This is a genomic window from Pseudomonas sp. GM50, assembly GCF_000282375.1.
Taxonomy (GTDB): domain Bacteria; phylum Pseudomonadota; class Gammaproteobacteria; order Pseudomonadales; family Pseudomonadaceae; genus Aquipseudomonas.
On the sequence record NZ_AKJK01000151.1, the window covers coordinates 1 to 11,037 of the forward strand.

General features: G+C 58.8%; 7 protein-coding genes. 1 reads left to right on the plus strand and 6 read right to left on the minus strand.

The features are described from left to right. The 6 genes from PMI30_RS00180 to PMI30_RS00155 form a co-directional block, all read right to left on the minus strand. A partial coding sequence (locus tag PMI30_RS00180) for a glutamate synthase-related protein (protein ID WP_008015266.1) occupies positions 1–653 on the minus strand: 653 nt, incomplete at its 3' end. A 221-nt stretch (positions 654–874) separates the two neighbouring features. Then, on the minus strand, positions 875–2,278 hold the full coding sequence (locus tag PMI30_RS00175) for an ATP-binding protein (RefSeq protein WP_008015268.1): 1,404 nt from the start codon (positions 2,276–2,278) through the stop codon (positions 875–877). Further along, positions 2,275–4,083 carry a DAHL domain-containing protein gene (locus tag PMI30_RS00170; RefSeq protein ID WP_008015271.1) on the minus strand — a complete coding sequence of 603 codons (1,809 nt, stop codon included), beginning with the start codon at positions 4,081–4,083 and terminating at the stop codon, positions 2,275–2,277. The genes PMI30_RS00175 and PMI30_RS00170 overlap by 4 nt, the downstream gene beginning before the upstream one ends. Continuing rightward, the gene (locus PMI30_RS00165) at positions 4,080–5,039 is read right to left on the minus strand and encodes a cytochrome-c peroxidase (RefSeq protein WP_008015273.1); all 960 of its coding nucleotides are present in this window, start codon (positions 5,037–5,039) and stop codon (positions 4,080–4,082) included. The genes PMI30_RS00170 and PMI30_RS00165 overlap by 4 nt, the downstream gene beginning before the upstream one ends. Positions 5,040–5,085: 46 nt before the next feature. After that, positions 5,086–6,960, minus strand: a complete 1,875-nt coding sequence (locus PMI30_RS00160) for a putative bifunctional diguanylate cyclase/phosphodiesterase (RefSeq protein ID WP_008015275.1) — start codon at positions 6,958–6,960, stop codon at positions 5,086–5,088. Next, entirely contained in the window at positions 6,957–9,263 is a 2,307-nt protein-coding gene (locus PMI30_RS00155; RefSeq protein WP_008015277.1) for an EAL domain-containing protein, read from the minus strand. The genes PMI30_RS00160 and PMI30_RS00155 overlap by 4 nt, the downstream gene beginning before the upstream one ends. A 254-nt stretch (positions 9,264–9,517) precedes the next feature. Here PMI30_RS00155 and PMI30_RS00150 point away from each other — a divergent pair, with 254 nt between their 5' ends. Then, positions 9,518–10,876 (plus strand): HD domain-containing phosphohydrolase, encoded by a 1,359-nt coding sequence (locus PMI30_RS00150; protein ID WP_008015278.1) that lies wholly within the window; start codon positions 9,518–9,520, stop codon positions 10,874–10,876. The last annotated feature ends 161 nt before the right edge of the window (positions 10,877–11,037 follow it).

Here is an 11,037-nt window from a genome sequence, read left to right on the forward strand (position 1 = left end):
CGGCAGCCGAAGTAGCCGCTGCCCAGTTCCCAGGTCAGGTCGCCGCCGTTTTCCCGGTGATAGGCGCTGATGCTGCCTTCGCCAGTGTCATGGGCGAAGTTGCCGAGTTTGGCGCCCTGGTTCAATGCGCGAATGGCGTTGGCGCTGAGGGAGCCGAAGCTCATGGCCGAGATGTTGAATACCGACGCCGAGTACGGCTGGGTGCACTGGGGGCCACCGACCATCACCCGGAAACTGCTTGGGTCGCTCAACGGTGCCGGGCGCATCGAGTGGCCGATGAATTCGAAGCCCGACTGATACACGTCGATCAGTGTGCCGAAAGGTTTGTCGGCGCTTTCGTTCTTGGCCCGCGAATAGACCAGCGAGCGTTGGGCCCGGGAGAAGGGCAGGGCATCGCTGTCGGATTCGAGCAGGTACTGGCGGATTTCCGGGCGGATGCCCTCCACCAGATAACGAATATTGCCCAGGATCGGGTAATTGCGGCGCACCGCATGGGGGCTTTGCAACAGGTCGAACAGACCCAACAGGCTGAGGACGCCGGTGACGGCGGTGATCGGCCAGAGCCAGTCGTTTTCCAGAAAGGGCAGGCTGGCGAGGGTGAATATCACACAGACAGCAAAGAAGGCGTAGCGGCTCAGGAGTGACAGGCTCATACGGTTTCCTTGGGTTCGGACTCGGTTGTGTCGGCGCGTTACATAACCTGGATACATCAATCCCTGTAGGAGCGAAGCTTGCTCGCGAAAGCGGTGTGTCAGCCAACATCAATGTTGAAATTGATGGCCCCTTCGCGAGCAAGCTTCGCTCCTACAGAAAACGACAGAGATTTCCAGCTTACGGGCGATGGCTATATTGGAGCAACCGGGTAGGAGCGTGCTTATGCTGGCCAGGATTGGCGCACCGGCAACTCGACCCGAAAGGTGCTGCCCACCCCGACTTCGCTACGTACCGAGATATCGCCCTGGTGTTTTTTCACGATGCCATAGGACAGAGACAACCCGAGCCCTGTCCCCTGGCCCACCGGTTTGGTGGTGTAGAACGGGTCGAATATTTTTTGCAGGTTGTCCGGCTCGATGCCTATTCCCGTGTCCGCGACCTCGATCGACACCGTTTCACCTTCAAGCCCGGTGCGTAGCGTGATGGTGCCCCGTTCCGGCCCCATTGCCTGCGACGCGTTGACGATCAGGTTCATGATCACCTGATTGATTTGCGACGGCAGGCATTCAATGTCGGGCAGCTTTTGAAACTCCTTCACCACGTCGGCCTTGTACTTGAGTTCATTGGCGACGATGTTCAGGGTCGACTCGATGCCCTGTTGCAGATTGGCCCACTGCCATTCCTGATTGGAGTCGACGCGTGAGAAGTCCTTCAGGTCTTTGACGATTCGCCCGACCCGGCCGATGCCATCCTTGGATTCCTTGATCAACAGCGGAATGTCTTCACGCAGAAAGTCCAGCTCCACCCGTTCACGTAATTGACCGAGACGGTCGATGACCTCGCTTGAGCCAATGGCGTTTTCCGCCTCCCGATAGGCATCTAGCATTTCCTGCAGTTGCTTGAAGTAGCCATCGAGGGTGCCGAGGTTGGAGGAAATGAAGCCGATGGGGTTATTGATTTCATGGGCGACGCCCGCCGCCAGTTGCCCCAGCGAGGCGAGTTTTTCCGACTGCACCAATTGGGATTCAAGCTGTTTGCGCTCGTCGATTTCCCGCTGCAACGCCTCGCTGGCCTGCTTGAACTGGTCCGTGCGCTGATCCACCAGATGCTCCAGATGGCTCATCTGAATAGACGCCCGTTCGGTCATGTCCCATTTGGTGAGCAGGGTGTTGGCCATCTGCTGGACTTCAATGTTGTCGAACGGCTTTTTCAGAATCAGCAGACGGTCGTGAGCGTGCAAGCGTTCCAGCAGTTCATCCCAGGAATAGTCGGAATAGGCAGTACACACTACAACTTGCAGCAGCGGGTCTTCCTGCCAAAGGTGTTCGATGGTCTGCGCGCCGTCCCAGCCTTCAGGCATGCGCATGTCGACGAAGGCCAGGGCGTAGGGACGGTTTTCCTGTAAGGCCTGAATGAGTTTGCCCAGCCCCTCCTGACCGCCATAGGCCGAGTCCAGCTCGAACAGCAGGTTGGTGGATTTCACTTCGCTGCCGAACAGCGCGGCCTCCATTTCGTCCAGTTCTACATGCAGTGCCGACGTTGGGGTGAGGATCTTGCGAAAGTCTTCATGGATGGACGGCGTGTCGTCAATCAGCAGAATGCGTCGGTTCGAAAGATCACTCATGCTTCCTCCATGACGGTTTTCAACGGGATCTGCAAAGTGAACAGTGCGCCTTTGCCCGGCCCGTCGCTGTGGGCGGTGAGATGGCCGTTCATCTCGATCGCGGCCAGGGCACAGCTATGCAGGCCAAAGCCGTGACCTTCCTTGCGGGTGGTAAAACCGTGGGCAAAGATCCGTGTCATGTTCTCCGGCTCGATGCCTTCGCCGTCATCCTTGACGCTGATTTGCAGAATCGTGTCTTCGACGACTTTCACCCCAAGGGTCATTTGCCGCGGGCGGTTGCTGAGGTCAGTCATGGCGTATTTGGCGTTGCTGATCAGGTTGATCAGGATCAGCAACAATCGGTGTTTGTCGCCCATGATTTGCGGTACGTCGCCGTACTCCTTGACCACTGTGACGTGATGCCGGGTCAGGGCGCCGGCGTTCATCCGCAGGGCGTCCTCCAGCAGTTCGCTGACGTGCAACGGTTCCATCAGGCTGTTGGCACCCGCGTAGGACTGCTGGGTGGCGACGATGTCCTTGATGTGGTCGACGCTTTTGCTCAGTTGCGCGAGTTCGTCGGTCATGCCTTGTTGTTCAAGGGCAATGGCATCCACCAGTTGGTTCAGATAACCGGGTAGCAGTTTTCCTTTCTCGTCCTGAGTCAGGAAGGCGCCCAGGTTGTCTTGATGCGCGTTGATCAGCTGCATCGCCTTGCCCAGTCCCTGGGCCTTGCTGTTACGCAGCTTGCGGGTGACCAGGTCGGCCGAGATGTTCACGCTGTTGAGCACGTTGCCGACGTTGTGCAGCACGTTGGTGGCGATTTCAGCCATGCCGGCCTGGCGCGCGGTGTCGAGCAGTTCGCTTTGGGTATCCTTGAGTTCGCGGGTGCGCTCCTCGACCCGTTGCTCGAGGACGTCGTTGGCGGTTTGCAGTTCCTTGTTGACCCGATGGATCTCCCCGAAGCTGCGCATCAGGCGAATGGCCAGGTACACCAGCACAATCACCAGCAGCGTCGAAAACACCAGCATGTAGAAGTGGTAGCGCTGGTCGATTGCATCGGTTTGCTGCTGATCCGTATTCAGCAGAGCCGTAATGTCGTCCAGCCGTTCGGCTACGGGAATGGCTTCGATGTTTTCCAGCAGCCTGTTAACCACCGGTTGTTCACGCAGGATCAGCGCGATGTGATTACTCAAAATATCGATCGGGCTGTGGAACTGCTCTGGCAATCGCTGTTTGTTCACCCCCAGTTTATTCAGCCCCACCAGAATATCGGCCGCTTTGTCATCGGAGGTGACCTGGGCGAACTCCAGGCTGCTGAGCAGCAAGTCGTAGGTGTCGGTGGCAATGTTTTGAAGTTGCAGTTTGTCTTCATCTGTCAGGCGGGTAAGCGGTTCCTGTATGTCGTCTTCGGCCGTGGGCAGAAACGCCAATGAGTTGCGCAGCACAGCGTTGTGGGATTTGAACTGCTCCACCAGCCGGGTTTTTTCTTGAATGGCGGTGTGGTATGCGTCATGGCTGGCATGCCAGATGGGGTCGTTGCGGCCGTGATTGGACTCCATGGTCTCGAACCGCTCCCACAGGTATGTCATCTCGTTCAGCGGTGCGACCAGCGGATCGTAATTGTGGCTGATGGCAATTCGGGCCTTGAGAATCTCGGTTTCCCACTGCGCGTTGAACTGTTTGATCCGGCCGATCAGGTCCCGGGACTCGGCGTAGGTCGAGGTCTGGTCGGAGCTCGATTTGAGGTACAGAAACAGCAGTGTCGAGGCCAGCAACAAGGCCACGCCACTGAGCAATACCAGGTTGCGACGGTGGTACATTTTCATAAGGATTTGCCTCGCCACTCACCGGTCAGGGTCTTGAGGAATTTGATGATCAAGGCTTTGTCCCTGTCAGAGGGCACGCGACCGAGCTGGAACTTGAACATCACGTCTACCGCTTCTTCGAGGGTCTTGGCCGAGCCGTCGTGAAAGTACGGCGCGGTCACGGCGACGTTACGCAGGCTCGGAACCTTGAACACGTTGCGGTCTTCTTCAGCCTTGGTGACCAGATAACGGCCCAGATCGGCTTCGGTGGGGTTGCCCCGAACCTCAAAGTAATCACCCATGACCCCGAATTTCTGGAACATGTTGCCGCCGATATTGACCCCCTGATGGCAGGCGATGCAGCCGTAGTCCTTGAAACGTTGGTAACCGTATTTCTCCTCGGTCGTCAGAATCTCGGTATTGCCCAGCAGGTATTGGTCGAAACGCGAGTTGGCGCTGATCAGCGTGCGCTCATAGGTGGCCAGGGCATTTTGTACATTGTTCATGGTCACGCCGTCCGGGTAGGCCTTGGCGAAAGCGCTTTTGTAAGCCGGGTCGGCGGTCAGTGTCTGAACGACATGCTCCCAATGACTGCCCATTTCGCTGGGGCTCTGCACCACTTCGTGGGCCTGTGTTTCCAGGGTGTCGGCGCGGCCGTTCCAGAATTGTCGGAAATTCAGGCTTGAGTTGAAGACGCTGGGGGTGTTGATCGTCAGGGGATCGCCTTTGAAGCCGATAGACAATGCTTTGTCGTCTGCGCCTCCGATTTCCAGACGATGGCAACTGGCGCAGGACAGGCTGTTGTTGACCGACAGGCGTGGCTCGTTGAACAACCGGCGACCGAGTTCGACTTGCAAGGGATTCTGCTGGGGCACCGCGGGCAAGGGCTTGAGTGGTTCGTCCAGCGGTGCGCCGCTGGCGATCAGACAACATCCGAGTAGAGGCGCAAGAAGCAGGTAGTAGAAGGGGCTCGACATCTTGTGATTCCTTGGCGCAGGGGGCCTGGGTGTCGTTGCACATCATTCATTTGGTGCTGGATGGTGCGGACTGCACAGACGTCAGGTATTGCACGAAGGCGTCCGGCTCCACGGCTTTGCTGAAGTAGTAACCCTGGCCTTCTTCGCACTGGAGGGCCCTGAGAAAATTCAATTGTTCGAGGGTTTCCACCCCTTCGGCAATGACGGTCAGTTTGAGGCTCTTGCCCAGGCTGATAATGGCGCTGACCAGGGCTGCGTCATTGCTGTCACGGCTCAGGCCACGAATAAATGACTGGTCGATTTTCAGCACATCGATGGGAAAACGTTGCAGGTAACTCAGGCTGGAATAGCCGGTGCCAAAGTCATCGATAGCCAGCCGTACGCCCAATGCCTTGAGCCGATTCAGCGCGACCATCGTGGCATCGACATTCTGCATCAATACGCCTTCGGTGATTTCCAGTTCCAGCAAGGTGGGATCCATGCCGGTTTGCTTGAGTATCTGTTCAATACCCTCGACAAAATCCCGCTGGCGGAAATCGATGGCCGACACGTTCACCGACATGTAGAGCTTCGGCAGGCCTTTCGCCTGCCAGGCACGGGCTTGTTGGCAGGCCTGGGCCAGCACCCATTTGCTCAACGGTACGATCAAGCCGCTGTCCTCGGCCACACCGATGAAATCTGTCGGGTAAACCCAGCCTTGCCCAGGCTTTTGCCAGCGGATCAATGCCTCGGCGCCGACCACCTTGCCGCTGCCCAGGTCGAGTTTTGGCTGGTAGTGCAGGACAAATTCGTTGCGTTCCAGCGCCAGGCGAATACCCGACTCGATACTCTGCTGTTCCCGGGCGCGCTGGTTCATCTCATCGATGAAAAAGCTGAAATCGTTCGGGCCGCTTTCCTTGACGTTGCGCATGGCGGTTTCGGCTTTTTTGATCAGTGCAATGGCATCGAAACCGTCCTCGGGGTAGATGCTGATGCCCAGGCTGGCCGTCACGCTCAGGTCGTGGCCGGCGATGTGTTGAGGCGCTCGTATGGCGTTCAAGAGCTTTTCGGCGATGCCCTTGGTCTGTTGGGGGTGGTGGATGTCAGCCAGGATCACCACAAACTCATCGGATCCGTAGCGAAACACCGAATCGGACGCGCGTACGCAGGCCACCAGGTTTTGCCCCACACGTTTGAGCATCTCGTCACCGGTCGGGTGACCCAAGGCATTGTTGATACGCTTGAAACGATCAAGCCCCAGAAACATCACGGCCAGTTGTTTGTCATGGCGTCGTGACAGGGCCAGTGACTGGTTCAGCCGGTCGCCCAGCAAGGTGCTGTTGGGCAATTCGGTCAATACGTCGTACTGCAACAGGTGCGATACCTTGAGCAGTTCGTGGACCCGGGCCTCGATGGTTTGCTCCAGGGTCAGCACTTTCATGGCCGCGTCCTGCGCCATCTGCCACTTCCAGGTCAGGGCGCTGGCCATCTGGCGGATTTCCAGGCTGTCGAAAGGTTTTTTCAGCACCAGCAACTGATCGCCGAACTCCAGTCGTTCGGCCATGGCTTCCCAGGTGTAATCGGAGAAGGCCGTGCACAGCGCGATTTGCAGGTGAGGATCAGCCTTCCAGAGCTGTTCGATGGTTTCCAGTCCGTCCCAGCCCGGGGGCATGCGCATGTCGGTGAACGCCATGGCGTAAGGGCGACCTTGTGCCTGGGCACGCTTGACCAGTTCGAGCGCTTCCTGGCCCTGGTAGGCGGAGTCGAGCTGGAATATCAGCCGTGCCGACTGCTGGCTGCCGAACAGCGCTGCTTCAGTGCCGGCGAGGGTTTGTTCATCGTTGGTATCGGCACCGAGAATCTTGCGAAAGTCCTGATGGATCGAGGGCGTGTCGTCGATGATCAGAATGCGCCGGTTGGCCTGCACGAACGGAGTCTTCATTCCTTGCCCTCCGTGGTGCGCCATGGAGCGCCCGGTACCGTTCCGGCTTCGGGGTTGATGTGCACGATGCTCCCGGCCTTCAGCAGCTCGGCGGCCTGTTGGCTGCTGACCGCTTGGCTGAAGTAGTGCCCCTGGGCGTTCATCGGTGAGCCGGTGGCTATCAGCGAACGGCGTTGCTCCTGGGTTTCGACGCCTTCGGCGATGATGCCGATCCCGACGTCGCGGGCGAAATTGATGATTGCCCGCAGGGTGGTGGCACTGGCCGCGTCATGGGCGGCGGTGTCGATGAACGCCTGAGCGAGTTTCAGGTGATTGACCTGGTAAGTCTTGAGGTAGTCGAACGAAGAGTATTCGGTGCCGAAGTCATCGATGGCGATCTTCACCCCCAGTTCATGCAGGCGCGGCAGGATATCGTTGTGCGTCCACTTGGTCTGGGCCAGGGTCGCTTCGGTGACGTCGAAACGCAGGTCCCACGGGCACAGTTCCCAGCGTGCGGTGGTGCGCAATACGTCATAGATCAGCTCGGGACCACTCTTGAGCTGGGCCAGGGACAGTTTTATCGCCACCACCGGTGGCGCCATGCCTTCGTCTCGCCACTGGCGCATTTGCCGACAGGCGCGCTCCAGCACCCAGTGACCGAGGGCGATGATGATGCCGGTCTTTTCCGCCGCGGGCAGAAACGCAGAGGCTTCCAGTAAACCGCGTATGGGGTGGTTCCAGCTGACCTGCGCTTCCATGCCGAGGATCTTGCCACTGCTCAGGTCTACTTCCGGCCAGTAACGCAGTTCGAGCTCGTCGTGTTCGATGGCCTTTTTCAGGTCGTTGGCGATGGTCATGCGCTCGACCACTTCCTGATTGATCTCCTCGGAGTGGAAGTGGTACTGGTTGCGGCCCTTTTCCTTGGAGCGATACAGCGCCATGTCGGCCTGGGTCAACAGGCTGTCGGCGCTGAGACTGACCGGGGCGTAGCTGCTGATGCCGATGCTGACGGAGACCCGCACATCATTGCCGGCCAGGGAATAGGGCAGCACCAGTGCATCGCGGACCTTGGCGGCCAGGGCTGCCGATTGGGTCGGGTCGCCGACGTCCAGTTGCAGGATCGCGAACTCGTCGCCACCCAGGCGGGCAACCACGTCGTTTTCGCGCACGCAATTTTTGATGCGCCTGGCAACCTCCTGCAGCAACAGGTCGCCCACCGGGTGGCCCAGGGTGTCGTTGATGCGTTTGAAGTGATCCAGATCCAGATAGAACATGGCGAACGGTGTGGCCCCGCGCCGGGCGGCGGCGAACGCCTGGTGCAGCCGCTCGATCAGCGTCGCGCGGTTGGCCAGCCCGGTCAGCCCGTCGGTGCGGGCCAACAGGGCGATTTTTTCCTCGGCCAGTTTGCGTTCGGTGACGTCGATGATGATGCCTTCGACTTCCAGCAAGCGGCCCTCATCGTCGCGCACCGGGATATAGCGGTTTTCGACCCAGCGCCAGTCACCGTCGCCGGTGCGCATCCGGAACTCGATGGAAGCACCGGCCGCATGGCGGTCCAGCACCCGGGCCATGGCGGTGTCGACCTTCGATTGATCGTCGGGATGAATCAGTTCCTGTGCCCAGTTGGACGAAGCCACCAGGGCCGCCGCGATGTGGCCGTATTTGGTGATGTTGTGGGAGATGTACATCAACGGAAACGACGGTTCGCCCCGTAGCCGATACAGAATGGTCGGGCTGTTCTGCACGATGATGTTGGCGTCGGACAGCTCCCGGGTGCGCTCTTCGACCGCATGCTCCAGCAGCGACATCTTCAGCGCCGCGTCTTCGGTCATTTGCCACTTGGCGGTCAATGCGCTGGCCATCTGGCGAATTTCGATGGCATCGAAGGGCTTTTTCAGGATAAGCAGGCGATCGCCCAGTTCCAGGCGCTCGGCGATGTCTTCCCAGGAATAGTCGGAATACGCGGTGCAGAGCGCCACCTGCAACTTGGGATCGACCTGCCACAGGCGTTCGATGGTTTCCAGGCCGTCCCAGCCGGGCGGCATGCGCATGTCGATGAAGGCCATTGCGTAGGGTGAGTCATTCGCCAGCGCGGTCTCGACCTTGTCCAGCGCTTCGCGGCCCTGAAACGCGGAATCGATGACGAAACTTTGCAACGATACCGACGCCGGGGTACCGAACAAGGCGTTTTCGGCGCTGATCAGACTGTCGTCTTCGATCGATGGCGGGCTGAGAATCTTGGCAAAATCCTCATGGATCGACGCCGTGTCATCGACGATGAGAATCCGACGATTAATACGCGCAAGCAGCGTATTCACTGACATGCGCCTGTGCCGACAGCAGGTTGGTGCAATGAGCTCATAGAGGGTATCCCTTCCCTGATCGCTGGATGAGGCGGGTATCGTTTGGATCCGAGTGATCTGAGCATAGTCGCCCGGCCAGAAGTTCGCCCGGTTGACTGAAACGAATCATTTCCGGGGTCGGGCTGAAAATCATCTAGCCTGTAAGTCAGGCTCGGGGCGCCAGGACATTTGCCCCGCGCGCGACATAAAGACACACGTTTTCTTGAGGTAATGCCATGGAAGAGCAACTCCCCACGACTGTGACCTATAAACCCAAGTTACTGCTGGTCGACGATGAGGAGTCGATTCTCAACAGCCTGCGCCGCCTGCTGCGCGGCCAACCCTACGAGGTGCTGCTGGCCACCAGCGGTGCCCAGGCGCTGGAGATCATGGAGCAGCAGCCGATCGATCTGGTGATGAGTGACGCGCGCATGCCCAATATGGACGGCGCCACGCTGCTGGCTCACGTCCACCAGCGCTATCCCGGCACCACCCGGATCATGCTGACCGGTTATGCCGATCCGTCGGTCATTATCAATGCCATCAATGAAGGGCAGATTCATCGTTACATCAGCAAACCCTGGCACGATGAGGAAATGCTGCTGACCTTGCGACAATCACTCGCCTATCAGCATTCCGAACGTGAGCGCTTGCGTCTGGTGCAGGAGACGTGGGATCAGAACGAGAAGCTGAAGCAGCTCAACGCCACCCTGGAAAAACACGTCGCGGCCCGCACCAGCGAGCTGCAACAGACCGCCGACATGCTGGACCTGGCCTACGAAGAGCTCAAACACAGCTATGTCACCGGCACCGAAGTGTTTTCGTTGCTGGCCAACCTGCGCCTGCCGCCCGCCAAACAGACCAACCGGCAGATCATCGAACTGGTGCGGGTGTACTGCAAACTCCATGGCCTGGACGAAGGCAGCAGTCGTGACCTGACCATGGCCGCGGCGCTCTACAACATCGGTAAGTTGAGCTGGACCGACAGCATGATGAGCACGCCCTCGGACCTGCTGCATCACAATGACCGCGAGCGCTATCGGGGTTATCCGAAGCAGAGTGAGTCGCTGCTGATGACGCTCGATCCGATGAAGGATGCCGCCCGGCTGATCCTGCATCACCAGGAGCGTTGGGACGGCAGCGGTTTTCCGGATCGGCTCAAGGGCGAAGCGATTCCGTTCGGTTCACGGTTGCTGAAACTGGCGGTGGATTTCATCGAGTTGCAGCGCGGGCTGATCCTTGAACGGCAGATGAACAACGATGAAGCCCTGGTGTATATCCGCCAATACGCCGGTCGCCTCTACGACCCGGAACTGGTGGAGGATTTCATTCAGGTCTGCGCCACTTATCTGAGCGACGTGACGCTGGCCGATCCGACGGTCAAGGTGCTGAGCACCCGGGATCTGGTGGCGGGCATGATCCTGGCGCGCAATCTCAATGCCGACAACGGCATGCTGCTGCTCAATGCCGGCAAGGTGCTGAATGGGCCGCTGGTGGAGAAGTTGATCGCTTTCGAGGCGATGGAAGGTGCCAAGTACAGCATTTTCGTGAAAGTGCCGGAGGAAGTGGGGGGCGCGCTTCTCGAGACGAGTTGAGCTTGCGGGCCATTGCACAAATCCAATGTGGGAGCCCTATGGTGAGGTCTGTGGCGAGGTCTGTGGCGAGGTCTGTGGCGAGGGGGCTTGCCCCCGTTGGGCTGCGAAGCAGCCCCAAAATCTCTGATACACCAAAGATATTGTGAGTGCTACGCACTCAA

What these genes read in the sequence shown, in the direction of transcription:
- PMI30_RS00175 (WP_008015268.1), bottom strand. Translation starts at nt 2,278, where the DNA reads ATGAGTGATCTTTCGAACCGACGCATTCTGCTGATTGACGACACGCCG.
- PMI30_RS00170 (WP_008015271.1), bottom strand. Translation starts at nt 4,083, where the DNA reads ATGAAAATGTACCACCGTCGCAACCTGGTATTGCTCAGTGGCGTGGCC.
- PMI30_RS00165 (WP_008015273.1), bottom strand. Translation starts at nt 5,039, where the DNA reads ATGTCGAGCCCCTTCTACTACCTGCTTCTTGCGCCTCTACTCGGATGT.
- PMI30_RS00160 (WP_008015275.1), bottom strand. Translation starts at nt 6,960, where the DNA reads ATGAAGACTCCGTTCGTGCAGGCCAACCGGCGCATTCTGATCATCGAC.
- PMI30_RS00155 (WP_008015277.1), bottom strand. Translation starts at nt 9,263, where the DNA reads ATGTCAGTGAATACGCTGCTTGCGCGTATTAATCGTCGGATTCTCATC.
- PMI30_RS00150 (WP_008015278.1), top strand. Translation starts at nt 9,518, where the DNA reads ATGGAAGAGCAACTCCCCACGACTGTGACCTATAAACCCAAGTTACTG.